Raw genomic sequence first — 26,954 nt, 5'->3', positions numbered from 1 at the left:
CGATTTCATGGAGCGGCGGAAACCTCCATCTCGAACGGGCCGGCGGGCAGGCCCGTGCCGTCGTAAAGGGTGCAGATCGGGCTGTCCGCCCAGCAGTAGCGCACGCGCGTCGCGGCAGGCGTCGGGGATGCGCGCAGCGTCACCCGGTCGCCCTCGATCCGCGCGCTCGCGTAGCGGCACGTCTCCGCCCCGGCGGCGCACAGCTCGAAGCCGATGGGACCGTCCGCACCGTAGGCCACCAGGCCATCGTCTATATCACCGAAGCGCACCACGACCGCCTCGCCCTCGCGCGTCGCTGATCGCGGCACCGGGCCGGACGGCGGCAACTGCTCACCGTAGACCACGTGACGCGCCACGCGCGCGAGGCGACGGCCGAGTTCCTGCTTGTTCGGCGGGTGTACGTCGTAGCGGTCGCCGATATCGATCGTGACCGCCAGTCCGGTCAGGGGGTCCTCGGCGGCGGTCAGCCGCTGCGCCTCGCGCAGCCCGGCCCAACCGCTCTCGGTGGGCTGCGTCGCAGGCATGCCGTAGCCGGGCAGCTGCACGACCAGCAGCGGCAGGTCGGCGCCGAAGCGTGCGCGCCAGTCGCTCCTGAGCGCCTGCAGCAGTCCGCGGTAGCGGTCGGCCTCGAAGGTGTTGGCTTCGCCCTGGTACCAGACGATGCCGCGCAGGTCGTAGCGGCCGATCGGCGCGATCATGCCGTTGTACAGCGTCGACAGGCCGGCGGCCGACTGCCAGGGCGCCCGCGGCGGCCAGTCGACGCCCGCCACGACGCGGTACGTCCACGCATCGTCGAGCGGCGCGCTGGAACCGTCGTCGAACCGCAGCGCATGGCGGGACGCGGGCCCGGCGAGCCCGCCGTCGCGATAGGTGTCGAGCACGTTGACGACGACGACGTTGTCGCCCTCGCGCAGCAGGCCACGCGGCAGCCGGTATTCGCGTGCGTCGCCTGCACCGTAGGTGCTGCCGACGGCACGGCCGTTGACCCAGGTCATGTCCATCTCGTCGGCCGGGCCCAGCGCCAGCACCGCGTCCTGCGCCGCCTGCCGCGCGGTCAGCTTCACCGTCGTGCGGTACCACACCATGCCGTCGAACTCGGCCAGCTCCGGCACGCCCCAGCGTTCCCACGCGCCGAGTTCGCGCGGCGCTTCGCGCCAGCCGGCACTCGGGGCGGCATCGGGATTCCACGGCTCGTCGCCCGCGGCCACGTCGGAACGTCCGCGCCACCATTCGGTCCAGATCCCGCCCCAGTCCGCGACGGCGGCCACGGGATCGTCGGCATACAGCGCCAGCACGTCGAGTTCGTCGTCGTACCCGCCGGTCGTGCGCAATGCGTCATCGCGGATCCACGCCTGGATCCGCGATCCGCCCCAAGCCGCGCTGATCAGGCCCATCGGCACGTCGACCCGCTTCTGCAGTTCGCGCGCGAAGTAGTAACAGGTGGCGGAAAAGTCGCGCACGGTCTCCGGATTCGTCGTTAGCCAGCGCACCGGCTCGGCGAAGGTCTCCAGCGGCACCACGCTGCCGGTCTCGCCGACCGTCAGCATGCGGATCGTGTCGTTGTCGGCGCCCGCGATCTCCGCACGCGAGTCCAGCGTGCGGTGCACCTGCAGCACGATGTTGGACTGGCCCGAGCACAGCCACACGTCGCCGACCAGCACGTCGTCCACGGTCTGCGTTGCACCGCCCGACGCGGTGGCGACCAGGGTGTAGGGACCGCCGACCGCCAGCGCCGGCAACCGGACTTCCCAGCGCCCGGCTTGGTCGGCGCGATCGCGTGCGCGTTTTCCGGCGATGGCGATACGCACCTCCTCGCCGGGCTGCGCGCGACCCCAGATCCGGATCGGCCGGTCGCGCTGCAGCACCGCGTGCTCCTGGAACATGGGGTGCAGCAGCGGCGCAACACCGTCGTCGGCCGCGCGCGCGGCAGTCGCAAATGAGAACGCCAGCAGCGCGAGGACAGCGGCGCGCGACAGCGAAGCCATCGGCATGCGGGCAGTAACGTTCATCGTCCGCTTCCCGGCGCATACGGGAATTCCAGCGACTCGTAGTACTCCAGCGAATGTGGCGGCGGTGCGTAACCCTCCGGCAGCGGAAGGCCGGAAATGCCCTGGAAATAGGCGATGCTGGCGTCGCGCCACCGCTGCGCCTCCTTCTCCTGGATGGCCAGGAACGCCGCCACCTGTGCATGGCGCTCGGGATCGACGTCGCCGGCGAGCCCGCGCCAGGTCTCGCGCATGCCGCGCACGTAGTCGACGCCGCGCGTGTACCGGTGCACCAGTTCGTCCCACAACGGGCGGCCCGACTGCGTGCGGTAGTCCCAGGGCACATGGTGGAACCAGAGCAGGAACTCCTCGGGCACGGTTTCGAGATCGCCGAACTCGCGGGCGACCGGCGGCGCGTACTGCGCGACCGCGTTGCTGCCGCTGGCGGTACGGTCGAAGCCGATACCCGCGCGCGTGGCGCGGTGGTAGTACACCGATGTCCAGTCCGTACGCGGCCCACCGCCCAGCCATGGACCGGGGCCGTAATGGTGGTTGCTCCCCATCAGGTGGTGCAGGCCGAGCGGCGTCATGTAGTCCACCGCCGCCTCGCGCGACCCCATCATCATGTCCACGACGGTGGCGACGAACGAATCGTCGCCGGAGAACGTCATCCGCACCCATTGCTCCGCAATCGAGCGCGACGACAGCTCCGGATCCCACGCCAGGCGGCCATAGGCATACCAGTTGGCCTGGTCGAAATGCGAGCCGCTCCAGTTGCGGTCGCTGCCGATGTTGGCGACGCCGGCCATGCCGGTCAACCGGTGATCGTGCAGCGAACCGTCGATCACCTTCGCCACTGTCGAGCCTTCGCCGCGCGCGTGCGTGTCGGCGCGCAGCACCTCCTCCCACATCGGCCCCAGGTAGACCAGGTGCGTGGCGAAGCCCAGGTACTCCTTGGTGATCTGGAACTCCATCATCAGCGGAGTATCCGGCATCGCCCCGAACAGCGGATGGAACGGCTCGCGCGGCTGGAAGTCGATCGCGCCGTTCTTGACCTGCACCATGACGTTGTCGCGGAATTCACCGTCCAGCGGCACGAACTCGCTGTAGGCCTGCTTGGCGCGGTCGTCCGGTTCCTCGTCCGAGTAAACGAACGCGCGCCACATGACCGTGCCGCCGTGCGGCGCGAGCGCGTCGGCCAGCAGGTTGGCGCCGTCGGCATGCGAGCGGCCGTAGTCCTGCGGGCCTGGCTGCCCTTCCGAGTTGGCCTTGACCAGGAAGCCGCCGAAGTCGGGAATGGTGCGGTAGATCTCCTCGGCCTTGTCCCGCCACCAGCGCTGCACCTGCGGATCCAGCGGATCGGCCGTCTCCAGCCCGCCGATCTCGATGGGCGCGCTGAAGCGTGCGCTGAGATACACGCGGATGCCGTAGGGCCGGAACACGTCCGCGAGCGCCGCCGCCTTCTCCAGGTACATCGGCGTCAGCACCAGGGCGTCGGCGTTGACGTTGTTGAGCACGGTGCCGTTGATGCCGATCGAGGCGTTGGCGCGCGCATAGTCGGCATAGCGCGGAGCGCGCCAGTCGGGCAGCTTGTGCCAGTCCCAGATCGAGGCGCCGGCGTAGCCGCGCTCGACGTGGCCGTCCAGGTTGTCCCAGTGATTCAACACGCGAAGCTTCACCCGCGGCGCTTCACGCACGTCCAGCCGCTCGATCGATTGCCCGGTCTGCAGCAGGCGCAGGAAATGGAACGCGCCGTACAGGGCGCCGATGTCCTCGTTGGCTGCGATCACGGTGGCCGCATGGCCGTCCAGCGTCACGCTGCGGATCAGATAACCGTCACGTCCGAGGTCGCCGAGCTCCAGCCCCAGCCGCGCGATCGACGGCGACGACATCGGCGTGCCGACGACGACGGCGCCATCGGCGGCGGCCTCGGACAGCGGCGGCGCGGCACCGAGCAACCCGCCCAGGCCGCGCAACAGTTCCGCACGGGTGACGGCCTGTGTCGGCATGGCATCGCCCGCCACCAGCCGTGAAACCCGCATCCGGTACGCATCCGCGCGCACGCCCTCGACGGGCCGATAGCGCAGCCACAGGTCGTAGCCATCCTCGGCGCTTGCAGCGGGCGTATACAGCGCACCGGCCAACCAGGCAATGGCAAGCGCCATGACGCCCAGCATGGTCGATGTACGTCGGCGGAAAGCCGGATGTTCCGCGATATGCTCTTCCGATGCAGTGTTTCCGGCCGGCCCATCGCCCACCCGGCCCGTTAGCGGTAACATCTGCGGCGTTTTCATGCCCAGTCCTGGATCGGGTTTCATGATGGTCTCGATGGCAAGCGCGGCGTGGTATTCCTGTCGCGACGCCCGGGGCCGGCCGACTGAAGGAACGAACGTTGGAGAAGACTAGGAAATCCGCCCGCCGCAGGGGCCGCGCCGTCACCATCGACGAAGTGGCGGCGCTCGCCGGCGTTTCGCCGATGACGGTCTCGCGCGTGGTCAACGGCCACGGCAAGGTGCGCGACTCCACCCGCGAACGGGTGATGCGCGCCGTACGCGAACTGGACTACACGCCCAACCTGGCGGCCAGCTCCCTCGCCGCGGCCCAGCACACGCGCATCGCGCTGATCTACACCAATCCGAGCGGCGCCTATCTGCGCGAGCTGCTGGTCGGCCTGCTGCGCGCCGCCTCGCGCACCGCGATACAGCTGGTCATCGACTACTGGGACGACCTCGACGTCGAAGCCGAACGCAAGGCCGCGCGCACGCTGGCCAGGAAAGTGGCCGGGGTGATCCTGCCGCCGCCGCTGTGCGATTCGAAGACCGCGGTGATGGAGCTGGTGCGCGCCAACGTCCCCGTCGTCGCGATCGCGTCGGGGCGCTTCAGCGAGGAGATCTCCTGCGTGCGCATCGACGATTTCCGCGCCAGCAAGGAGATCACCGAACACCTGATCGCGAAGGGCCATACCCGCATCGGCTACATCAACGGCCGTCCGGACCTGAGCGCCAGCGTGCGTCGTTTCGAAGGGTTCCAGGCCGCCCTGGACGAAGCCGGCATCGCGCTGGAGCGCGGCCTGGTGCAACAGGGCGACTACACCTACCGCTCCGGCCTGAAGGCCGCCGAGAGGCTGCTGTCGCAACGCCGGCCGCAGACCGCGATCTTCGCCGGCAACGACGACATGGCCGCGGCCGCGATCTCGGTGGCGCATCGCCGCGGGCTGGACGTGCCGCGCGACCTGTCGGTGGTGGGCTTCGACGACACCTCGGCGGCGACCACGGTGTGGCCCGAACTGACCACGATCCACCAACCCATCGCCTCGATGGCAGACGCGGCCATCGACATCCTGTTGCGCAGCATCCGCCGCAAGGACCGCAGCACGCGCGTGCTGGTCGATCACGTGGTCCCGTACCGGCTCGTCTCCCGCGGTTCCGTGGCGCCGCCCCTGCCCGCGGGGCGCCAGCCGAAAGGCGGCTGACGCCGGAGCACGCACCGGGATCCGCCGCCGGCGGCAAGCCCTGGACCCGTGCGGCGGACGGCGCCCATCCTCCACGATGCCGTGCCGCCGCCAGCGCGGCGACACGGCGCTCCAGGCGACCGGCTCGACGCTTCGGGTGCCATCACCGGAACCGACGGGCAGGCTCATGCGCCGCTTCCCGCCAGGAAAAAGTTAGCGCTACCACTCGATCGGCACAAACATGCCTCGGCGGAAGGAATGACCAGCCGTTTCATCGTCGCGATCTGTCCCGGGAACCTCTCCTCACTCTAACAGCGGCTCCGGAAATGCCTTGCTGCAACGCAAAATGCGCACGTCCTCGGCAGGCACACGTGAAGCGGCGACCGCGGGCAGCCTCGTGTTCGCCAGTGCACGCGGCGGCGGCGGAAGAACCGTTTCGAGGCCCACGGCTGCGATCCCTGGGATCCGGCACACCGTGGTCACGAGGCGATACACCCCGGCCGGATAAGCCGGTGCCGGAAACGTTGCGGGCATCGCGCGCGTGGCGCGCTCCTACGAAGCTCCCGGCTCAGGCCGGGCGCCAACCTTCGAACGCGGTGTACAGCGCGGTGAGCAGCAGCAACGCGCCGACGGTCCGCGCAAGCCAGGCGTTCGCCGCGGGACGCGAGGCGAGCCATGCGCGCGCGCGATCGCCGGCAAGCGCCATGCCGCCGTAGATCGCGGCCTGGGTGAAGGCGATGATCGCCCACAGCACCACCGCCTGCACCGCGACATCGCCGTACTCCGGCCGGAGGAACTGCGGGAAGATCGCCAGCATGAACAGATACGCCTTGGGATTGAGCAGGCTGGTGACCAGCCCGCGGCGGAAGGTCTCGGCCTGCGTGCGCAGGCGCGCCTGCGGCAGGTGCCCCAGCGCCGCGCGGCTGCGCAGGAGGGTGATGCCGATCCAGGCGATGTAGGCCGCGCCCGCCAGCAGCACCGCGTTGAACGCCGCCGGCACCAGCTGCAGCACCGCGACGATGCCCAGCGCGCCCATCGTCACGTGGCAGACACCGCCGGCGACGATCCCGGCCGTGGCGGCGAGCCCGGCGCGGCGGCCGCCGACCAGCGCGCTGGCGAGTACGAAGGCCATGTCGAGCCCGGGCAGCAGCACGATGCCGGCCACCATCGCGAAGAACAGCCACAGGTGCGCGGTCTGGGTCATGTCGGGGATCGTCATTGGCAAGGTCAGAGAGGCGAACGCGAGCGCGCGGTCGGGGCCAGGCGCAGCAGGTCGGGGCCGCGTGGCGCGACGCGCAGCAGCACACCTTCGGCACGGCGCCACGCCGGCCAGGCCGCGAGCGCGGCCAGCCAGCGCGCGTGGCTGCCGCGATCGCGGAACGTGGTGAAGCGGACGAGCACATGCTCGCCCTCGCGCACCGGCAGGCGGGGGAAGGTGTTCTCCGTCGGCTCGGTCACCAGGGTGGCCAGCATCGCGGCGCCCACTCCGCCGTCCGGCAGCGCACCCGGCCCGATCGCCGCGGCCGCGGCCGCGGCCAGCATCCACTTGTCGAAGGTCATGCTCGTCTCCCGGCGGCGGCGCCGCCCGGGAGCAACCATAGCGCTTAATTAGGGCGTTTTCCGTCCTGTATCGGCGCTAGACTGGCGTCGCCATGGAGCGCCCCACCACCCGCGTGCTGGCCGTACTGGAACTGTTGCAGGCGCATTCCCGCCTGAGCGGGGCGGCGCTTGCGCGACGGATCGGGGTCGACGGCCGCACGCTCCGCCGCTACATCGCGATGCTGGAGGAAATCGGCATTCCCATCGTCGCCGAGCGTGGCCGCTACGGCGGCTATGCGCTGGTGGCCGGCTACAAGCTGCCGCCGATGGTCTTCACCAACGACGAGGCCCTGGCGCTGTCGCTGGGGCTGCTGGCCGCGCGCAACCTGGGCCTCGCCGACGCCGCGCCCGCGGTCGCCAGTGCCCAGGCCAAGCTGGAACGGGTGATGCCGACGCAGCTGAAGCAGCGCGTGCGCGCGGTCGACGAGACTGTGGCGCTCGACCTGCGCCACGGCGCCCCCGGCGACGGCGACCCGGCCGTGCTGGCGGTGCTGGCCGCCGCCGCGCAGGCACGCCAGCGTGTCCACCTGCGCTACTGCGCCGCGCAGCGCCAGGCGAGCGAGCGCGACTTCGACACCTACGGGCTTGCCTGGCGCGGCGGGCGCTGGTATGCGGTCGGCCACTGCCACCTGCGCGACGCGGTGCGCTCGTTCCGTCTCGACCGGATCGAACACGTGCAACCGCTGCCGGCGAGCTTCGGCCGTCCGGACGGTTTCGACGCCTTGGCCTATCTGACGTTCTCGGTGGCCACGCTGCCGCGCGTGCACGCGATCGAAGTCCGGCTGGATGCGGACCTGGCCACTGCTCGGCGGGAGCTGTTCGACGCGATCGGCGTGCTCGAGCCCGACGGCGCCGGCACGCGTCTGTTCGCGCAGGCCGACGACCTGGACTGGTTCGCGCGCGAACTGGCGCGGCTGCCGTTCGACTTCACCGTGCGGCACCCCGCCGTGCTGCGCGATGCGCTGCACCGGCTGGCCGAGCGCCTGCTGGACAGGGCGCACGCCCTGCCGTAGCCGGTCCCGCCGGCGATTCAAGGGCGATCACCCACCCCTGGCGCATCGTCATGCGCACGGTTGCGCTCCGGCGCGATCCACTCGCGCTTCGCCGCCGGGCCGGAGCACCGGTGGAACAGGCTGCGGTAGACGGGCGTGCACCGGTTGCCACGGATGCGTGTGGTCTAATCGCCGGCGAGCCCCCACTGCGGAGATTCCGATGCTTCGTCCGCCCCGCCGCAAGGCCAGCGATTTCGACCCGGAAGTGCTGCGCCTGTTCGACCAGTACGTGCATGGCCAGATCGACCGCCGCGGATTTCTCGCCGGCGCGGCGCGGTTCGCGGTCGGCGCCGCCGGCGCGGCCGGCCTGCTCGCCGCCCTGAGCCCGCAATTCGCCGCCGCGCAGCAGATCGAGCCCGACGATGCGCGGCTGTCGACGGACTATCTAGAGTTCCCTTCGCCGCAGGGCTACGGCACCGCCCGCGGCTACCTGGCCAAGCCGGCAAAGGCCGACGGTCCCCTGCCGACCGTGCTCGTCGTGCACGAGAACCGCGGCCTCAATCCGCACATCGAGGACGTCACGCGCCGGCTGGCGCTGGAAGGCTTCATCGCCTTCGCGCCGGACGCGCTGTTCCCGCTGGGCGGCTACCCGGGCGACGAGGACGCCGCACGCACCCTGTTCGGCAAACTGGACCAGGCGAAGACGCGCGAGGACTTCCTGGCCGCGGCGCGCATGCTGCGCGGGATCGACGGCGGCAACGGCCGGCTCGGCGTGGTCGGCTTCTGCTACGGCGGCGGCATGGCGAACTTCCTCGCCACCCGCCTGCCCGACCTCGAGGCCGCCGCGCCGTTCTACGGCAACGCCGCCCCGCTGGAGGACGTACCGGACATCGAGGCCGAACTGCTGGTGGTACTCGCCGAGCACGACGAGCGCATCAATGCCGCCTGGCCCGAATACGAAGCCGCGCTGAAGGAAGCGGGTGTGCGCTACACGCTGTTCCAGCCGCCCGGCACGCAGCACGGCTTCAACAACGACACCACCCCGCGCTACGACGAGGACGCAGCGGGCGAGGCCTGGCGCCGCGTGCTCGCGCTGTTCGAGCGCACGTTGCGCGATGGCACCCGCGCCGCGGAGCCTGCCGCCTAGCGAGCGGCATGACGCCCTGCCGATGCCGTGCCCGCGGCCCCGCATCGCGATCCCGGGGCCGATTGATCAGGCCGGAATGCGGCGATCGTACTCCTCGCGGAGTCGGCTCCAGTCGTCCCAGAACGGCTCCGGCTCTTCGCCTTTCGCACGCGCGGCCCGTCGGCAAGATCGCGCAGCATCGCCCTCCGGGTCGGGTCGGCAGGGGCGCGGAAGACGGCATCGAGGCGTTCTTGTTTATCAACCCGTGCTTGCGTGCGGCTGCCGCCCGCTGGTCAGCCTAACCCGGCATCGCCCCGCACTTGCTCCGGTTGAACCAGGCGGCACGGGCAATCGGCAGATAGGCATCCCAGTCGCCGGGCGGCAAGGCCATGCCCTGCTCCCGCAGCGCCGCCACCAGGGACGCCTCGTCGTAGCTGCCTGCCGCAAGCGTGGAGTCCAGTACCGCAATGCATTCGTCAAGCCGTCCGAGATGCCACAACGTGACGGCGCGGTCGTTCGCGAAACGATCGCGCTGCAGCCAGTCGAAGAAGTCGCCGCACTCCGCACCCAGGACATTCAGGCGACCCAGCGCTGCGGCGTAGCGCCCGCTGCGATACTGGCTGAGGAAATCGGCCTGCGCACGCTCCCGAGCCGCGGGCGTGCAGCCCGCCGGCAGCCGGACGTATTCGCCCTCGAAACCCGCCCGCATGCCGCAGTACCGCCTGCATGCTTCGGTTTCCGCCTTCACTGCGATACCAGGTCCGTCGACGGTAAACGTCATCCGGCAGGCTTCGCCGAGCTCGTCGGCAGTGACGGCGGACGAGCCATCTACGGCGCCCTCCAGATCGCACATGTGGCCGTTGGCGCCCACCGTGGACATTTCGAAGCGGCGGCGACCATCCGGGGCGTCGCGGATGACGAGACTGCCCCAGCCGCGCCTGGTTCCGTATTCGCCTGGTCCAGGCCCGGCGGCATGGGCGGAAATCGCCATGAGCAGAAAAACCGGTATGGCCAGCATGATCCGTTTCAACAGCGGAACTCCCGGTTCGACGCTTCTTTCCGCGAGAACGGCTTCGCCCTTCCCGTTGCGTCGACCATCGTAGCGCTTCGTCGATCCGGCATGCACGCACAGTTCCGACAGCGCCATCCACGATGGTCACGCCGGTCCGGCTGTTCCTGCTGCTGTTTTCCATCGGTATCGTGCTGGCCGCGTTCTCGACACTCCTGCTGTTGTTCGGCGCGCTGGATTGAAGCCCGGGAACCGGAGGCCGATGCGGATGCGCGGCGAAGACCGCGCGGAGAGCTAAAGGACACCTAAAGGAACCCCTGAGCTTGTTCAGAGGTTTCCCAAGCGTCCCTGACGGACCCGAGGCACGAGTGGCCTCGGTTACCATGGCCGCCCCCCTCGATGCCAGCCGCCGTGCCCGGTTACTCGTCCGAACTGGTGTTCTTCGGCCTTGGCCTGCTGCTGGTGCTCACCGTGCTGGCGGGCAGCCTCTCCAGCCGCTTCGGGCTGCCGGCGCTGATCGGCTTCATGCTGCTGGGCATGCTCGCCGGTTCCGAGGGGCTCGGCGGGATCTCGTTCGAGAACGTCGGCCTGGCGCAGGGTATCGGCGTGCTGAGCCTGGTGTTCATCCTGTTCTCCGGCGGCATGGACACCATCTGGCGCCAGGTGCGTCGCTCCGCCGCACCGGCGCTGATGCTGGCCACCGCCGGGGTGATGATCAGCGCCGCGGTGGTGGCGGTGGCGGCGATGTGGCTGCTCGGCTTCACTCCGCTACAGGGCTTCCTGCTCGGCTCGGTCATCGCCTCCACCGATGCCGCCGCGGTGTTCGCGGCGCTGCGTTCGCGCGGAATGCCGCTGCGCGAAGAGCTCAAGGGCCTGATCGAGCTGGAGTCCGGCTCCAACGACCCGATGGCGATCTTCCTGGTGGGCGCGGCGCTGCTGTTGATCACCGCACCGCAGACCTCCCCGCTCGCGCTGATCCCGGCGTTCGGCCTGCAGATGGTGGTGGGGGCGCTGGTCGGCTATGCGATCGGCACCGGCTTTCCGGCACTGCTGCGGCGGGCGCGGCTGCGCGTGGGCGGACTGGCGCTGGTGGTGTCGATCGCCGCGGCGCTGCTGGCCTATGGCCTGGCGGGGCTGCTGCAGGGGAACGGATTCCTGGCCGCGTACATGGCGGGCATCGTGGCCGGCGCCCGCGAGTTCCCGTCCAGGCGCACCATTTCGATGTTCCAGGACGGCCTGGCCTGGCTGGCGCAGGTGATGATGTTCCTGACCCTGGGGTTGCTGGTGTTTCCCAGCGAGCTGGTGGAGGTACTCGGCCCGGGCCTCGCGGTGACCGCGGTGCTGATGTTCGTGGCGCGGCCGCTGAGCGTCTTCCTGTGCCTGGCGCCGTTCCGCAGCTATGGCTGGCGCGCCAAGCTGTTCGTGTCCTGGGCCGGGTTGCGTGGCGCAGTACCGATCGTCCTGGCCACGTTCCCGGTCGTCGCCGGCGTGGCGGGTGCGCAGGACATCTTCAACATCGTGTTCTTCGTGGTGCTGCTCTCCAGCGTGATCCAGGGCCCCACCCTCGGCTGGCTGGCGCGCAGGCTGGAGCTGGATACCCCTCGGCACAAGGCACCCGCCGGCCGCTGATCCAGCAAGACATCGGCGGCACGAAGCAGAGATACCACCGGATTCCGATTCCGGGCGGTGCGCCGAGCGCCATTCCGGCGCAGGCGGCGCTTCTAGAATCGCATGCTCAGCCCGAGGTTGAAGGACCGGCCGTAGCGATAGTATCCCTGCGACAGCAATGGATTGCCGTTGATGCTGTATGTCTGCTCGTCGTCCAGCAGGTTCCTTCCTTCGAGCGAGACGCTGAACATGTCGCTGATGCGGTAGGAGAGATGGGCGGTGAGCCAGGTGATCGCGTCGGCCTGCTCGTTGTAGCCCTCCCCCAGCACGTTGATCGCGGTGACGAAGCCATCGGTATGGTCGGCGGTGGCGCCGAGCGACCACGGCCCCTTCTCGTACATCAGGCCCAGCGAGTACGTCGCGGGCGCGATGCCCTCCAGCGGGCGCTCCTCGTCGCCCACCCAGCTACGCGACCAGTTGCGGGTGTACTGGGCGCGGACGCCGAAGCCGTTGTCCCAGAAATGCTGCAGGCCGGCTTCGATGCCGCGCACCTTGGCGTAGTCGCCGTTGATCGGGCGGGTGACGTTGAACAGGTAGCCCGGCACGCCGATGTCCTGCCCGGGCTCCCAGCTGGTGGTGATCTGGTTCTCGATGCGCTTGTAGAACACGGCGACGTTGAGGATCGAGTCCTCGTCGAAGTACCACTCCAGCGAGGCGTCGCCCTGCCGCGCGCTGTAGGGCTGCAGGTCGACGTTGCCGCCGTAGATCTGGGTGAACTCGCCCCACGACACGCTGGCCGTGGTGTTGGTCGGCGCCAGTTTGTCCACCGGCGGCCGCGCCATGGTCTTGGCCGCGCCCAGGCGCAGCTGCAGTTCGTCGGTGAAATGCCAGATGAAGTTCGCCGACGGCAGCACGAAGGTGTAGTCGCCCTCCTGCTGGATCGGCGTCGGCTCGGCGTACCGGGCGGTGTAGTTGAACGGCCCGTTCTCGGTGATGCTGATGATCCTCGCGTCCCAGGCTTCTGCGGTGGTGCGCGTCTTCACCAGGCGCACGCCGATGTCGCCGTTCCAGCGCTCGCCGGACAGGTTCGCCTGCAGGTAGGCGGCCGTCGTCTTCTCGCTGACGCGGTAGCTTTCCAGCGGGTTCCAGGCCGGCGCCGCCTGGGAGAAGTCGTAGACGCCGCCGCCCGGGCGCGGGTTCTGGTCGTACGCGCGCAACTGCGCAAGATAGTTGGGGACGTCGAACGCCAGGAAGGTCCGCGGGAAGTTCGCGCCCACGCCGCTCATGAAATTGGGCAGCGCGAGGGTATGGGAGAGCACGTCGCCGCCGAGCGCTCCCACGTTGATGGCGTAGTCGCCGGAATAGTAGTCCGCGCCGCCGTTGAGCGTGTTGTTGACCAGGTCGCGCGACTTCTTCCGGTCGGTACCGGCCAGGCCGAAGCGCAGATGGTCGATGGCGAATTTCCCGACGAACAAGTCGCCGTCCAGCGATCCGCCGGTGATCTCGTCCTCGATGTCGTCGCCGAGCAGTTCCATGTAGTGCGTGTTGAAATCGGACGCGGTGAACTGCCCGTTCGCCAATCCTTCCGACAGGTCGCGGCCGTCGCCGAACTCCGCCGAGACGTTCGGGACCGCGGCGTCGCCGAGGTCGATGCGCGCGACGTTGGGCTGGTTCATGCGCAGGACCACGTAGGTGTCCTGGCCGCCCGAGTACCGCCTCGAGGTGGACCGGTAGAGATCGCCCACGAGGGTGAGGTCGGGGGTCACCTTCCACTCGCCGTTGACGCCGTACAGGTCGGTGTCCACCACGCGGTGCGTGGTCGTGTTGAGCAGTTCCGGGTTGAGCCGCAGTTCCGGATCCGGGTTGTCCATCGTGAAACCGGTGACGATGCCGTCCTGGACGGCGATGTCCGACCAGCGTCCCGGCGCGAACAGCGGATAGAAGGACTGCTGATAGCCCACCTGTGGTGAGTCCAGGCGCGTCTTCAGCCCGTCGACCACGATGCGCACGTTGTCGCTGGGCCGCCACTCGATCTTTCCGGACAGCGCCCGGCGCTTCTTTTCCTCCAGGATCGAGCCGACGCGGAACTGGCCCGGCGCGATCAGGCCGTACTCGTCGGGATCGAGCTCGCCGTTGCCGTTGGGATCGATGTTCCCGCCCCAGGCGTTTCCCCACAGCCAGCTGGGATCGTTCGGGTCCGGGTTGCGTGTCCAGCCGCCGTCGTTGCCGGCGATGTCGGTCCTGTCCTCGCGCTTGCCGTACACCGCGCCGAGCAGCACGCCGAGCGTATCGCCGGCGAAGGTGTTGCTGTAGGCGGCCGAGAACTTCTTGCCGTCGAGCTCGGACATCGTGTTGCGGTCGCCCTCCAGCCGCACGATGCCGTGCTGGCCGGGCTGGTCGAAGGGACTGGCCGAACGCAGGTTGATCAGGCCGCCGACCGCGCCCTCGGTCAGGGCAGCCTGTGCGCCCTTGATGACGTCGGCGCCGCTGATGACGTCGGCCGGCAGCACGTCGTAGGCGAAATCGCGACCGGCGCCGTCGGTGGCCAGGATGCGGCCGTTGAAGGTGGTCAGCGTGTACTCCGGCCCCAGGCCGCGCACGCTGACCTTCTGGCCTTCGCCGCCCGCCGTGCGCGAGATGGCCACGCCGGTGATGTGGCTCAGGGAATCGGCCACGTTGTCGTCGGGAAACTTGCCCAGCTCCAGCGCGCTGATCGAATCCTGCACCGTGCCGGCATCGCGCTTGAGGTCGACCGAGCGCGCCAGGCTGCCGCGCACGCCGGTCACCACCACCGCGTCCAGCGTCTCGAGCGCGTCCTGGTCCTCCGCCTGCCTGCCCTGGCCCTGCTCGCCCGCCTCGCTTCCCGCCGACTGTCCCTGGGCGTGACCCGTGTGCGGCCCCAGCAGCGCCAGGGCGATACCAAAAAAGAGCGTGTTCCTATGCAGGCAAGCTGTCTTCACGGGCCTCTCCCTCCAGAGCGATCGTCGACAAGTTTCGGATGCAGCGAAACCGAGCCTATCCGATGTTTCGTTTTGTATCAATAGCGAAATTTAACGAAATATCGCATACTTCGCCGGGTACAAGGAGTTCCCATGGCCGCCAGCCGCGACACCAGCCAACGACGCCTGCAGATCAGCGAACTGGTGCGCCAGCACGGCAGCGTGCAGGTGGCTGCCCTGGCGCGGCGCTTCGGGGTCAGCATGCAGACGGTACGCAAGGACCTGCGCTATCTCGCCGAGCGCGGCGTCATGGCCCGCGCCTACGGCGGCGCCATCGACAGCAGCGTGGTCGGCAGCTCCGCGGCGGAACCGCCCTACGAGGCCAAGCGGACCGTCCACCTGGCCGAAAAGCGCCGCATCGGCCAGCGCGCCGCGGCCATGGTGAAGGCCGGCGACACCATCGCCATCGACTCGGGCACCACCGCCATCCAGCTGGCCGAAGCGCTGCCCAACATCGAAGTCACCGTGGTCACCAACGACTACGGCGTGCTGACCGCGCTCACGCCGAAGAGCAACATCCGCATCGTCATGCTGGGCGGCGAGCTGCGCCGCAAGAACATGGCCTTCTACGGCGGGCTGACCGTGGAGGCGCTGGGTGCGCTGCACGTGGACATGCTGTTCCTCGGCGTCGACGGCTTCGACCTGGAGCGCGGCATCACCACCCACCACGAGCCGGAGGCCATGTTGAACCGCAAGATGGTCGAGGCCGCGCGCGGCGTCGTCGCCATCACCGACAGCTCCAAGTTCGGCAAGGTCTGCCTGCACCGGATCATCCCCATCGGCCAGCTGGACGCGCTGATCACCGACACCGGTGCGCCCGAGGAAATCCGCCACGCAAGCCAGCAGCTCGACTTCGACCTGGTGCTGGCCTAGGGGGCGAATACGCGCACCGCGTTGCGGTAGTAGACCTTGTCGATGACATCGCGTGGTAGCGCCAGGCCGGGCACGTCGGCCTCGATCGTCTTCACGTATTGCGACCCGTCCGTGGCCAGGTAGCGCCAGTCGGACGTCCACACCGCATGGGCGGCCTGCTTGAATTCCTGCGGATCGGAGGCGGGATCCATCGCCAGGTCGGTGCCGTAGAGCAGTCGGTCCTGGTAGCGGATGAAGAAGTCCCGGACCTTCCCGCGATCCCGCACCGACTGGTACTGGACCTGGCTCATGCGCGCCGCCAGGTCGACGGTCGCGTTCGGGAAACGGTCCAGGAAGGCGGCCAGGCGATCCACGTCGTATTCCAGGCTGGCCATGTGCGCGCCCACGAAGCGCAGGCCGGGATGCGCCGCCACGAAACGGTCGCGCGCCGCCATCTGGTCCTCGTAGCCCGGCTGCTCCGGATGCAGGTACATGTGGTACTGCGGGTGGTTGCGGAAGTACTCGCGGTCGTTCTCCGTGGTCATCTGCTCGAGGGGCAGCCAGCAGTTGTGCGGCTCGCCCTGGTGTCCGATCAGGGCGACATCCAGGCCGCGGATCGTTTCGGCGACCGGCGACAGCGCGGGATCGTCCAGCATGATCAGGCGCCCGTCGGCATCCTTCTCGACCATGCCCACGTTCTTCCAGATCTTGACCGCCCGCGCGCCCTGCGCCGCGGCGGCGGCCAGGTCGGCCTCGACCCGGTCGCCCCAGCCGGGCTCGCCGAAACCGCGCATCGAGAACGTCGCCGCCCAATGGAACCGGGACGGCTCGGCGCGCGCCAGCGCCAGGGCGACGCGATGCTGCGTAACGATCGTCGGGAAGTCCGGATAGTCGACGTTGATCGACATCAACTCGAAGCCGTCGGCCCGCGCCTGCTCGAGGAAGGCGGGGTGGTCGGCATTGGCATGCACGTGGGCGTCGAACTTGCGTACGCGCTGGAAGTCCGCCGCCGTGTACGGGATCGACGACGCACCCGCTTCGGAGGCCGCCGGGACCGGGGGAGCCGAGCAGGCCGTCATGCACATGGCGCCGACCGCCAGCAACTGCAAAACCACTTTCATGGCCCACCTCCGGTAACGTAACGCAACTTGCAGACAACATATCGCAACAAATCGGTTGCATCAACCGGAACGCTGACTCAGAATGCGCCCTACCTCAACCGGACTGTCGCCCATGCCTCCGATTGGACGCCGCACCGTCTTGAAGCTCGCGCTCGGCAGCGCCGCATGGGCAGCATTGCCCCGCGCGCAGGCGGCATCGCCCCGCAGCGCAAAGGGAGCCCGCGCCGTGGCCGGGGACCAGGCGCTGTCGATCGCCTTCGACCGGTCGCTGCACACGCGCATCTCGGCCCGGGACAAGGTTCTGACGCCCTACCAGGCCAGCGAATGCCTGCTGCTGGAGGACGGAACCATCGACGCCTTCGCCTTCACCGGGCAACGGAGCGAGGCGGTGAACGATCCCCGGCACGGGAACGGCCGGCGGCATACCGTGACCGGGCTGTCCGCCGAGGGCGTGGAGAAACAGGTCGCCGTGACCTTTTTCGAACAGCTACCCGGCATGGCGCTGCTACAGACGCGCTACCGCAACCAGGGCGCGGGCCCGCTGCAAGTCGTCGGCTGGCGAAACGCGGCGCACGAGCTGGCCGATGCGCCCGGCGGCTTCTGGAGCTTCTCGGGCGCCACGCACGAGGACCGCCGAGATTGGGTGCTGCCCCTCGGCGCCGGATTCGAACAGCGCAACACCCTGTCCATGGCGGCCTCCGACTACGGCGGCGGCACGCCGGTCGCCAACATCTGGCGCAGGGACGTCGGACTGGCCGTGGGCCACGTCGAACCCGTGCCGCGACTGCTGGACCTGCCGGTGCGCAGGACGGCCAAGGGCGCGAGCATCGCGGTCGAGTGCCTGCAGCCGGTCACGCTGGCGCCCGGCCAGTCCCTGGCGACCGACCGCACCTTCCTGTGCGTGCACGCCGGCGACCACTTCGCGCCGCTGGCGCATTACCGGCGCTTCATGCAAGACGAAGGCATCGTGGCGCCGCAGGCGCCCGAATCCGCCTTCGCCCCGATCTGGTGCGCCTGGGGCTACGAGCGCGACTTCACCGTCGCGCAGATCCTGGCCACCCTGCCCAAGGTGCGCGAGCTGGGCTTCGAATGGGCCGTCCTGGACGATGGCTGGCAGACCAACGAAGGCGACTGGCGGATCGACGCGAAGAAGTTCCCGCGCGGCGACGACGACATGCGCGCGTTCGTGCAGGCCGTGCGGGTGGAGGGCCTGCGCCCGCGCCTGTGGCTGGCGCCGTTGGCGGCCGATCCGGGCAGCGACGTGCTCCACCGGCATGCCGACATGCTGCTCCTGGACGAGGACGGCGCCTTCCAGAAGGTCAGCTGGTGGAACGCCCTCACCCAGTGTCCGGCCTACCAGCCGACGGTCGACTACTACGTCGCGCTGGTGAAGAAGGCGATCGGCGATTGGGGCTTCGAGGGCATCAAGCTCGATGGCCAGCACCTCAACGCCGTGGCGCCCTGCCACAACCCGGCGCATGGGCATGCACATCCCAACGAGTCGTGCGAGAAGCTCGCCGATTTCTGGAACGCGATCCACGCAGCCGCGCGCGAGGCCAACCCCGAGGCGGTGGTCGAGCTGTGCCCGTGCGGCACCGCCTTCGCGTTCCACAACCTCCCGGCCACCGATCAGTACCCTTCGTCCGATCCGCTCTCCTCCTGGCAGGTGCGCAGCAAGGGCAAGACCATGAAGGCGCTGATCGGCGGCGGCAGCAGCTACGCCGGCGACCACGTGGAACTGTCCGACGGCGGCGACGACTTCGCCTCCAGCGTCGGCATCGGCGCGGTGATCTCCTCGAAGTTCACCTGGCCGAAAGACACCGATCGCCCTACAGCGCCGCTGCCGCCCGGCGGCTACGTACTCACGCCGGAGAAGGAAGCGTTGTGGCGCAAGTGGGTCGATCTCTACAGGCAGCACATGCTGCCCAAGGGCGACTACCTGGGCACGCTGTACGACATCGGCTTCGACAAGCCCGAGGCGCACGCGATCGCCAGGGACGGCGCGCTGTACTACGCGTTCTATGCCGACGAGTGGACCGGCCCGGTGCAGCTGCGCGGCCTGGGCGAAGGCCGCTACCGCGTGCGCGATCTGTTCAATGAAACCGACCTGGGCACGGTGGATGCGCAGGCCAACACCCTGGACGCCACGTTCAGCCGCTTCCTGCTGCTGCAGGCCACGCCGGCCGGGGAGCGCGCATGAGCGCGCCGGCCACGTCGCCGCGCCGCGCCTGGCTGGCCTACGCGCTGGCCACCGTCGCACTCTGGGGCACGTGGGGCGCGCTCGCAGGACTTTCGGCGGAGCACGGGTTTCCCGACACGCTGGTGTACTGCGTGTGGGCGCTGACCATGATCCCCCCCGCGCTCTTCATCCTGTGGCGCAGCGGCTGGGCGCTGGACAGGTCGCCGCGCGCGATCGGGTACGGGATGACGATCGGCCTGCTGGGCGCCGGCGGGCAGATGGTGCTGTTCCACGCACTGACCGTCGGACCGGCGTACTTCGTGTTCCCGGTCATCTCGCTGTCGCCGGTGATCACCATCGCGCTCTCGTTCCTGCTCCTGCACGAGCGCACGGGATGGCAGGGCGCCCTGGGCATCGTGCTGGCGCTGGTGGCGCTGCCCCTGCTCGACCTGTCCTTCGGCCGTGCACCGTCGCAGGGCATGGGCTGGTTCGCGCTTTCCCTGCTGATCATGGCGGCATGGGGCGTGCAGGCCTTCTTCATGAAGCTGGCGAACCACACGGTGCGCGCGGAGAGCATCTTCTTCTACATGGCGCTCGGCGCCCTGCTGCTGATGCCGGTGGCCTGGGCGATGACCGACTGGAACCAGCCCATCAACCTGGGGCTGGACGGGCCCTGGATGACGGCCGCCATCCAGATCCTCAACGCCGTCGGCGCCCTGACGCTGGTGTACGCCTTCCGCTACGGGAAGGCCATCGTCGTCTCGCCGCTGACCAATGCCGGCGCGCCGCTCGTCACCGCCGTGCTGGCGCTGGTGTTCGCCAGCGTCGTACCCGGCCCGCTGAAGATGATCGGCCTGGCGCTGGCGCTGGTGGCCGCGCTGCTGCTGGTGCTCGAGCCGGAACGCGAAGACGCCTCCGCTCCCGTGACGGGGTCCGCCTGATGCACGCACTGATCGACCTCGTCGCGCGCCACCGGCAGGAGCACGCCGGCGGCGTGACCTCGATCTGCTCGGCGCACCCCATCGTCATCGAGGCGGCGCTGCGGCATGCGCAGCGCGCGGGCGATGCGATGGTGCTGTTCGAGGCGACCTGCAACCAGGTCAACCAGGACGGCGGCTACACCGGCATGACCCCTGCCGGCTTCGTGGATTTCGTCCAGGGCATCGCCACGCGGATCGGCGTCGACCGCGCGCGCATCGTGCTGGGCGGCGACCATCTCGGCCCGAACCCCTGGACGGCGCTGGACGCCGCCGCCGCCATGGCGAAGGCCGAGGCGATGGTGGCCGATTACGTTGCAGCCGGCTTCCGCAAGATCCATCTCGACTGCTCGATGGCCTGCGCCGACGATCCCTCGCCCTTGCCGGAAAGCGAGATCGTCAGGCGCGCCGTGCACCTGTGCCGGGCGGCGGAAGCCGCGCACGCGCAGGCCGGCGGCGAACCGCCGGTGTACGTGATCGGCACCGAGGTGCCGGTGCCGGGCGGCGCGACCGAGGCCATCGAAGGCCTGGCCGTGACCACCCCGCAGGCCGCCCTGGACACCATCCAGGCGCACCGCGAGGCCTTCGCCGCCGCCGGCCTGGAAGACGCCTGGGGGCGCGTGATCGCGTCGGTGGTGCAGCCGGGCGTCGAGTTCGATCATCACGATGTCGTCGACTACCGACGCGACCAGGCCCGCGACCTGAGCCGGGCGATCGCCACCGTGCCCGGGATGGTCTTCGAGGCCCACTCCACGGACTACCAGACGCGCGATGCCTTGCGCGCGCTGGTCGAAGACCATTTCGCCATCCTCAAGGTGGGACCGGGCCTGACCTTCGCGCTGCGCGAGGCGCTGTGGGCCCTGGATGCCATCGAACGGGAATGGGTCGATGCCGACGCGCAGGCGCGCATGCGCGAGGTGGTCGTCGCCCGCATGCGCGAACAGCCCGGGCACTGGCAGCGCTACTACCATGCCGAGGGCCGGTCCCTCGCCGTCGACCTGCAGTACAGCCTCAGCGACCGCATGCGCTACTACTGGCCCGATCCGGCCATCGAAGCGGCGCGCCGGCGCCTGTTCGAGAACCTGCGTGCAGACCCGCCGCCGCTTTCACTGATCAGCCAACACCTCCCCCATGCACTGTATGCCGTGCGCAACGGAAGCGCGACCCGCGACCCGCTTTCGCTCGCCATGGCGCATGTCAGTGCCGTCCTGGACGACTATCATCATGCCTGCCGTCACCATGAAAGCCAGTGAACACCTCGGCGTTCCCGAAGCCGAGCTCGTCGCCTCCGGCGCGGTCTGGACCGCGCGGGAGATCGAGCAGCAACCGCGCACGCTGCAGCGCACGCACGAACTGGTGTCGGCGCTGCACGACCGGATCCAGGCGTTCGTCGCCCCGATCGCGGGCGACGCCCGCGCGCGCGTCCTCCTGACCGGCGCCGGCACCTCCGCCTACATCGGCCTGTGCCTCGCCCCGTTGCTCGATCGCCGGCTGGCGGCGCGCATCGATGCCGTTCCCACGACCGATATCGTGAGCGCGCCGCAGCTGTACCTGGAGCCCGGCCAACCGCTGCTGCTGGTGTCGTTCGGGCGCTCTGGCAACAGCCCCGAGAGCCTGGCCGCCGTGGAGCTGGCGGAATCGATGGTCAGGGACGTGCGGCACCTCGTGGTGACCTGCAACGCTGAGGGCGCGCTCTGCCGGATCCCCGTCGGCAGCGCCATGACGCTGTTGCTGCCGGAAGAGACCCACGACGCCAGCTTCGCCATGACGTCGAGTTTCAGCTGCATGATGTACGCCACGCTGGTTGCACTCATGCCAAGGGGCGCCATGGACACCCGGATAGGCGCCATCGCGCGGGCGACCGAACGCGTGATCCACGAGGCGCTCCCCGCGGTCCAGGAACTGGCACTGCACGGGTACGACCGGGTGGCCTACCTGGGCAGCGGACTGCTGCAGGGACTGGCGCGCGAAGCGGCGTTGAAGCTCGGCGAGCTCACCAACGGCGCGGTGGCCACGTGCTTCGACTCGCCGCTGGGATTCCGCCATGGGCCCAAGACCTTCGTCACCGACAGGACACTGGTGGTCGTCTTCGTCTCGAACGATCCCCTCACCCGCCGCTACGATCACGACCTGCTGGACGAGCTGCGGCGCGACCGCTGCGCGGCTCGCATCGTCGAGGTGACGGCGCAGCCCCGCCAGGAAACCGCCCGGGACGCCATTGCGGTGCCCGACATGGCCGAAGCCGACGACGTCGACCTGCTTTGGCCCTATGTCGCGGTCGCCCAGACCTATGCCTTCCACGCTTCGCGCGCCATGGGGCTCTCACCGGACAACCCGAACAGCCAGGGCACGGTGAACCGCGTGGTGCAGGGCGTCCGGCTCTACCCGCCGACGCCATGACGGGCGATCTGTTCCTGGGCGCGGACGGGGGCGGCACGAAGACGCGCTTCGCCCTGATCGATGGCGAGGGCCGGCTCCTTGCCCAGGCGCGGCTGGGGACCACCTATCACCCGCATGTCGGGCTCGACGGCGTGCGCGAGATCCTGGCAGGCGGCGTCGAACAGGTGCTGCGGGAGGCCGATGTGCAGGCGGCGAACCTCGGCTTTGCTTTCTTCGGCCTGCCTGCCCATGGCGAAGACAGCCGCGTCACGCCGCTGCTGGACGCGATCCCGGCCGCGATCCTGGGCCACGACCGGTATGCCTGCGACAACGACATGGTGTGCGGCTGGGCCGGATCGCTGGGATGCGCGGACGGCATCAACATCGTGGCCGGGACCGGATCGATCGGCTACGGGCAGCGCCAGGGCCTGGCCGCGCGCGCCGGAGGCTGGGGCGAGGCGTTCTCCGACGAGGGGTCCGCCTACTGGATCGCCATGCAGGGCTTGAACGCGTACTCGCGGATGAGCGACGGCCGCCGTCCGAAAGGACCGCTGCATGACATCCTCAAGCGCGCGCTCGGGATCGAGCACGACCTCGACCTTTGCGCACGCGTCTATGGATCACAGGCGTTTACGCGCGCGGGCATCGCCGAGCTGTCGCTGACGGTCGCCGAGGCTGCGCGATCCGGAGATACCACGGCAACGGCCATCTTCCAGATGGCCGGACAGGAGCTGGCCCGGATCGCCGAGGCGTTGAGGACGGCCCTGCATTTCGATGCCGAAGAAACCGTGCCGCTCTCCTGGTCCGGCGGCGCCTTCAGTGCCGGCGACCTGCTGCTGGGTCCATTCCGGGACGCGCTTCGCATGGCGAGCCCCACGTTCGACCTGCGATCGCCCTTGTACGACCCGCATCACGGCGCGGCCCTCTACGCCGCCCGGCTGGCGCGTCTTCCCATCGCTCGTCACAGGTAGCGCTGACTAGCCCGGCATCGGCCATGGCCGGGCCGTGACTTCCGGAGGATGACGCACGTCGGCAGCGACGGGATGATCGGGATTCCATCGACGAACGGGAGACTGCAATGCCGTAAGCGGCACGCCGAAGGCCGATAGTCGGCGGCCTCCGGTCACCGCTCCTGGAAAGCCAGGCGTGCACCCAGCGCGCAGTACACGCCGCCGACGAACTTGCCCTGCCACTTCAGAACGGTCGGGTTCCGACGCAGGAAGTTGCCGAGGCTGCCGGCGCCAAGCGCGAATACGACGGTGCTGAGCAGGCCGAGCAGGACGAACACGACGCCCAGCACGGCCAGTTGGCCTGCGACCGAACCATTGCCGGGCCGCACGAACTGCGGCAGGAACGCGAGGAAGAACAGCGCGGTCTTCGGGTTGAGCACTTCGGCCAGCACGGCCTGGCGGAACGCCTTGGCCGCCGTGACCGGGAGCGCACCGGAGGTCGGGTCCAACGGCGCTTTCTCGAGGATCGCACGCACTCCGAGATACACCAGGTAGGCCGCTCCCAGATACTTGACGATGCTGAAGAGCACCGCCGAAGCGGCGATGATCGCCGAGATGCCGATGATCGCCAGGATCGTATGAATCAGGTCGCCCGCGGCGATCCCCGCGCCTGTGGCGATTCCCACGCGGGTTCCGGAACTGCTGGCACGCGCGACCGTCAGCAGGGTGGCAGGGCCCGGAATGAACACGAAGCCGAGAACGATCGCAACGTAGGTGATCAGGGTCATCGGATCGATCATGCGTGCGTCTCCCGAGCGGTGTGTCGCCTCGCTAGCCGCGTTATATACCAGACGCAGGCATGCCGTGCCCCGTCCTTCCCGATGGGCAGCGCTTGCCGGCGCCGCGAGTGCCGGGTGTGCGCGACGCCATGCAGCTCAGTCCACGCAGAGAGTGACGGCTGCCCCGTCGGTCATCCGCTGCTGGCACCCGAACCGATTGGTGTCGGCGCTGCAGGTGCCGCTCACCGTGGCGCCGTCCTCGCTGCCCTCCGACGCCAGGCACAGGCCTTCGCACTGGGCGCCGTCGGTGCAGGCCTTGCCGGCGTCGGTGGTCCGCAACAGGCACTGCTTGACCGGCGCGCGACCCAGCTGCGTCCACTGGCCGCCGCGCTGCAGGCACTCGGCCTCGCTGGCGACGGGTTGCATGGACAGCGTGGAAGACTGCTCCGCCGGCGTGCTGCAGGCGGCGAGCAGGACGAGCAGCAGGGCGGTTGCGAGCGACTTGAGCATGGATGGGATCCGTGAGTGGGGAAAGGGAGTTCAACCGATGGATTGCGCGCCTCCGGCGTGATTCTTCGAAGCAAGCCTCAGGCTCTTGCCGGGGGATATTTTCTTTCCAGCCGGAAAAGCCGGCTCTGGCTCGAATGCAACTTGCTTAAGCATCGTCATTCCCGCGAAGGCGGAAATCCATGGACGTCAAGTGATTGAAAATCAACGTTCTTGGACGACCAGCCCTTCGGGCTGTTGTAAAGCGCTTCCCGTCTTCGCGGGAATGACGAGCAAAAGCCGGACGCTTCCGGTTAAGTAAACGCCATTCGACTCTGGCTCCAGATACGTCCTGCCTCATGTTGCCGGAGCGGCGGACGCCGGTGCGGGCTCTTCTGCAAGTACGGACGCGTAGACCGGCTCCTGTGCGACCTCCTCCAGCAGCCATGTGCGGAACGCCTGGATCTTGGAGCTATGGCGGCGGCCGGCGGGATACACCAGCCAGTAGTCGCGCTCGTCGCGCAGGATCAGATCGAACGGCTGCACGAGCTCACCGGACGACAGTTCCTTCCGGAAGAACAGCGGCGAGGTGATCGCCACGCCGTGCCCGGCAACGGCCGAGGTGATCTCGAACTGCTCGACGCTCAGGTCGATGCTCGGCCTGGCCCCGAGATCGGCGTCCATCACGCCGGCGGCATCGAACCATTGCCGCCACCAGCGCTCGCGGCCCATGCGCTGGAGCCCAAGCAGGTCCGCAGGCGTACGCAACCGTTCGCGCACCTGCGGACTGCACAGGGGCGTGAACAGGCTCGGCAGCAGCCGATCCGCCACCAGCCCCGGCCAATCGCCACGGCCGCTGCGCAGGCCGACGTCGAATTCGCCCGCGCTGAAATCCACGGTCGGCACCGACGTATCCAGCCGCACCGCGAGCCTGGGATGCGCCAGTTGGAACGCGCCCAGGCGCGGCACCAGCCAGGTGGCGGCGATGGTCGGCAGCGAGGTGATGGCCAGCTCGTGCTCGGCGCGCTCGTGCACCTGCCCGAAGGCCGTGCGCAGGGTGCGGAAGGCGTCCAGCACCGCCGGCGCCAACCGTTGTCCGGCCGCCGTCAGCACGACCTGGCGCGGCAGACGCTGGAACAGGGTCAAGCCCAGGCGTCGCTCCAACTGCTTGATCTGGTAACTCACCGCGGCCTGCGTCATGTGCAGCTCGTCGGCGGCGCGGGTGAAGCTCGACAACCGTGCGGCGGCCTCGAACGCGCGGACCATGCTCAGTGGCGGCAACGGCTCTGTGGCGACGACCTTATTCATAACCCCACCTTATCTATCGAGGTTCATATTCTCGTTGTGCGTTGCGCTGCTCGGACCTAGATTCCTTGACATGAATCGATCAACGGCCCGATTGACGTACTCGAACCGCTTCGGCGGCGACTATCTGACAAAAGTCACCCTAGGGCAAGAAACCCGTCCCGGGGAGGCGCCATCAGTGAGTCCGGCCGCTGCTCTTGCCGTCGTTCCCGCGCTGGCCGCCACCGGCGCAACGCCCGGCACGACGGTCCCGGCGATCGCCGGGCGTTGAACCAATACCCACCGGAGGACTGCCATGCGAACCCTGCCCATCCTGTTGGCCGCGCTACTGCTGGCGGCGCCCACGCGACCCATTGCATCGCCGGCGGCGATCAGCCCCGAAGCGGTGGTGCGAGCGGACTTCGAGGCCCTCGGCGCGGGCGACCTGGATCGGCTGGCCGGCCTGTTCGCCGAGGACATCCGGATGTACGGCCTGCCGAGCGAAGCGCACACGCTGGTGGGCCGGCGTACGAATCAGATCCGCGACCGCGCCGGGCTGCGCCGGCATCTCGAAGTCCCGTTCGCCAACGGGAATGTCGCCCGGCATGAAGTCATCGACATGCTCTCGCTGGGCGAACTGGTCGCAGTGCGCGTGGCGATCCACGCGCACGACGACGCACCTGCGGATCACGCCCTCACCGTGTTCCGGGTACGCGACGGCCTGATCCAGGCCATCTGGCACGTGGCGAAGGAAGCCGCCGCGCAGCCGCAATCCGGCGCCGCGGCGAAGGCGGTGATCCAGCAGCTGGTGGAGGCCAACAACCGCGGCGATGTCGATGCGTTCCTCGCGCTGTTCGCGGCGGACGCGCGCAACTTCCACTTCCGTCGCGACCCGGAGCGGCTGGGCGGCGGTCCGTCGGGAAGCGTCACCGATCAGGCCAGCCGCGAGCGCGTGTTCCGCGAGATGTTCGCCCAGGGAGCGCCGGTGCAGGTCAGCACCGTGGCGAGCGTGGCGCTGGGCGAATGGGTGGTGGCGCGCGACGAGGCCGTCAAGCCCGACGGCAGCATCCTCGACGGGCTGTCGATCTATCGCGTGCGCGACGGCCGGATCATCGACGACTGGTACGTCGCCGAACAGCCGCGGCAGTAGTCACTCGGGCTCCCGTCATGCCGATGAC

Annotated in this window: 21 protein-coding genes; 11 read left to right on the top strand and 10 right to left on the bottom strand. The window is 69.2% G+C overall.

Annotation, left to right across the window (positions count from 1 at the left end; genetic code table 11):
• Nucleotides 1–5: 5 nt before the first annotated feature.
• Together AB5T46_RS08705 and AB5T46_RS08700 are read right to left on the bottom strand one after the other, a co-directional pair.
• Complete coding sequence (locus AB5T46_RS08705) at nt 6–1,985, bottom strand: sialate O-acetylesterase (protein ID WP_370563728.1); 1,980 nt, start codon at nt 1,983–1,985, stop codon at nt 6–8.
• Nucleotides 1,986–2,005: 20 nt separating this feature from the next.
• Nucleotides 2,006–4,150 carry an alpha-glucuronidase family glycosyl hydrolase gene (locus AB5T46_RS08700; protein WP_370563506.1) on the bottom strand — a complete coding sequence of 715 codons (2,145 nt, stop codon included), beginning with the start codon at nt 4,148–4,150 and terminating at the stop codon, nt 2,006–2,008.
• 227 nt (nt 4,151–4,377) lie between these two features.
• On the opposite strand from AB5T46_RS08700, the gene AB5T46_RS08695 reads away from it, so the two are divergent.
• Nucleotides 4,378–5,457, top strand: coding sequence for a LacI family DNA-binding transcriptional regulator (locus tag AB5T46_RS08695; RefSeq protein WP_370563505.1), 1,080 nt, complete (start codon nt 4,378–4,380; stop codon nt 5,455–5,457).
• 547 nt (nt 5,458–6,004) lie between these two features.
• Here AB5T46_RS08695 and AB5T46_RS08690 read toward each other — a convergent pair.
• Both AB5T46_RS08690 and AB5T46_RS08685 read right to left on the bottom strand, forming a co-directional pair.
• The gene (locus AB5T46_RS08690) at nt 6,005–6,640 is read right to left on the bottom strand and encodes a LysE family translocator (RefSeq protein WP_370563504.1); all 636 of its coding nucleotides are present in this window, start codon (nt 6,638–6,640) and stop codon (nt 6,005–6,007) included.
• Nucleotides 6,641–6,663: 23 nt separating this feature from the next.
• Entirely contained in the window at nt 6,664–6,996 is a 333-nt protein-coding gene (locus AB5T46_RS08685; RefSeq protein ID WP_370563503.1) for a hypothetical protein, read from the bottom strand.
• A 92-nt stretch (nt 6,997–7,088) separates the two neighbouring features.
• Here AB5T46_RS08685 and AB5T46_RS08680 point away from each other — a divergent pair, with 92 nt between their 5' ends.
• Together AB5T46_RS08680 and AB5T46_RS08675 are read left to right on the top strand one after the other, a co-directional pair.
• Nucleotides 7,089–8,048, top strand: a complete 960-nt coding sequence (locus AB5T46_RS08680; RefSeq protein WP_370563502.1) for a helix-turn-helix transcriptional regulator — start codon at nt 7,089–7,091, stop codon at nt 8,046–8,048.
• A gap of 199 nt (nt 8,049–8,247) precedes the next feature.
• Complete coding sequence (locus AB5T46_RS08675; RefSeq protein WP_370563501.1) at nt 8,248–9,174, top strand: dienelactone hydrolase family protein; 927 nt, start codon at nt 8,248–8,250, stop codon at nt 9,172–9,174.
• 277 nt (nt 9,175–9,451) lie between these two features.
• Here the strand turns inward: AB5T46_RS08675 and AB5T46_RS08670 are convergent, their stop codons facing one another.
• Nucleotides 9,452–10,171 carry a hypothetical protein gene (locus tag AB5T46_RS08670; protein ID WP_370563727.1) on the bottom strand — a complete coding sequence of 240 codons (720 nt, stop codon included), beginning with the start codon at nt 10,169–10,171 and terminating at the stop codon, nt 9,452–9,454.
• Nucleotides 10,172–10,561: 390 nt separating this feature from the next.
• Here AB5T46_RS08670 and AB5T46_RS08665 point away from each other — a divergent pair, with 390 nt between their 5' ends.
• Nucleotides 10,562–11,791 (top strand): potassium/proton antiporter, encoded by a 1,230-nt coding sequence (locus AB5T46_RS08665; RefSeq protein WP_370563500.1) that lies wholly within the window; start codon nt 10,562–10,564, stop codon nt 11,789–11,791.
• A 92-nt stretch (nt 11,792–11,883) separates the two neighbouring features.
• Here AB5T46_RS08665 and AB5T46_RS08660 read toward each other — a convergent pair whose 3' ends face one another.
• Nucleotides 11,884–14,730, bottom strand: a complete 2,847-nt coding sequence (locus AB5T46_RS08660; protein ID WP_370563499.1) for a TonB-dependent receptor — start codon at nt 14,728–14,730, stop codon at nt 11,884–11,886.
• 132 nt (nt 14,731–14,862) lie between these two features.
• Here AB5T46_RS08660 and agaR point away from each other — a divergent pair, with 132 nt between their 5' ends.
• The gene (gene agaR / locus AB5T46_RS08655) at nt 14,863–15,642 is read left to right on the top strand and encodes a transcriptional repressor AgaR (protein ID WP_370563498.1); all 780 of its coding nucleotides are present in this window, start codon (nt 14,863–14,865) and stop codon (nt 15,640–15,642) included.
• Here agaR and AB5T46_RS08650 read toward each other — a convergent pair.
• Nucleotides 15,639–16,742 (bottom strand): amidohydrolase family protein, encoded by a 1,104-nt coding sequence (locus AB5T46_RS08650; protein ID WP_370563497.1) that lies wholly within the window; start codon nt 16,740–16,742, stop codon nt 15,639–15,641. The genes agaR and AB5T46_RS08650 overlap by 4 nt on opposite strands.
• Before the next feature lie 226 nt (nt 16,743–16,968).
• On the opposite strand from AB5T46_RS08650, the gene AB5T46_RS08645 reads away from it, so the two are divergent.
• Genes AB5T46_RS08645 through AB5T46_RS08625 form a run of 5 tightly spaced genes read left to right on the top strand, consistent with a single transcriptional unit; the run spans nt 16,969 to nt 23,248 of the window.
• Complete coding sequence (locus AB5T46_RS08645) at nt 16,969–18,942, top strand: glycoside hydrolase family 36 protein (protein ID WP_370563496.1); 1,974 nt, start codon at nt 16,969–16,971, stop codon at nt 18,940–18,942.
• Complete coding sequence (locus AB5T46_RS08640; protein ID WP_370563495.1) at nt 18,939–19,862, top strand: EamA family transporter; 924 nt, start codon at nt 18,939–18,941, stop codon at nt 19,860–19,862. Before AB5T46_RS08645 ends, AB5T46_RS08640 begins: the two co-directional genes overlap by 4 nt.
• Nucleotides 19,862–21,151, top strand: a complete 1,290-nt coding sequence (locus tag AB5T46_RS08635) for a D-tagatose-bisphosphate aldolase, class II, non-catalytic subunit (RefSeq protein ID WP_370563494.1) — start codon at nt 19,862–19,864, stop codon at nt 21,149–21,151. The genes AB5T46_RS08640 and AB5T46_RS08635 overlap by 1 nt, the downstream gene beginning before the upstream one ends.
• A complete protein-coding gene (locus AB5T46_RS08630; RefSeq protein ID WP_370563493.1) occupies nt 21,123–22,298 on the top strand; it encodes an SIS domain-containing protein in 1,176 nt (391 codons plus the stop codon). Before AB5T46_RS08635 ends, AB5T46_RS08630 begins: the two co-directional genes overlap by 29 nt.
• Entirely contained in the window at nt 22,295–23,248 is a 954-nt protein-coding gene (locus AB5T46_RS08625; protein WP_370563492.1) for an N-acetylglucosamine kinase, read from the top strand. Before AB5T46_RS08630 ends, AB5T46_RS08625 begins: the two co-directional genes overlap by 4 nt.
• A 152-nt stretch (nt 23,249–23,400) precedes the next feature.
• Here AB5T46_RS08625 and AB5T46_RS08620 read toward each other — a convergent pair whose 3' ends face one another.
• The 3 genes from AB5T46_RS08620 to AB5T46_RS08610 all read right to left on the bottom strand — a co-directional run bounded on the left by AB5T46_RS08620 (nt 23,401) and on the right by AB5T46_RS08610 (nt 25,800).
• The gene (locus tag AB5T46_RS08620; RefSeq protein WP_370563491.1) at nt 23,401–24,027 is read right to left on the bottom strand and encodes a LysE family translocator; all 627 of its coding nucleotides are present in this window, start codon (nt 24,025–24,027) and stop codon (nt 23,401–23,403) included.
• Nucleotides 24,028–24,162: 135 nt separating this feature from the next.
• Complete coding sequence (locus AB5T46_RS08615) at nt 24,163–24,516, bottom strand: hypothetical protein (RefSeq protein WP_370563490.1); 354 nt, start codon at nt 24,514–24,516, stop codon at nt 24,163–24,165.
• A 333-nt stretch (nt 24,517–24,849) separates the two neighbouring features.
• On the bottom strand, nt 24,850–25,800 hold the full coding sequence (locus AB5T46_RS08610) for a LysR substrate-binding domain-containing protein (protein ID WP_370563489.1): 951 nt from the start codon (nt 25,798–25,800) through the stop codon (nt 24,850–24,852).
• A 292-nt stretch (nt 25,801–26,092) separates the two neighbouring features.
• On the opposite strand from AB5T46_RS08610, the gene AB5T46_RS08605 reads away from it, so the two are divergent.
• On the top strand, nt 26,093–26,926 hold the full coding sequence (locus tag AB5T46_RS08605) for a nuclear transport factor 2 family protein (RefSeq protein WP_370563488.1): 834 nt from the start codon (nt 26,093–26,095) through the stop codon (nt 26,924–26,926).
• Nucleotides 26,927–26,954 lie beyond the last annotated feature (28 nt).

Source organism: Luteimonas salinilitoris (assembly GCF_041300785.1).
Taxonomy (GTDB): Bacteria; Pseudomonadota; Gammaproteobacteria; order Xanthomonadales; family Xanthomonadaceae; genus Luteimonas; species Luteimonas salinilitoris.
The sequence above is the reverse complement of the archived record's forward strand: the minus strand, read 5'-3'. Positions and strand labels throughout refer to the sequence as shown.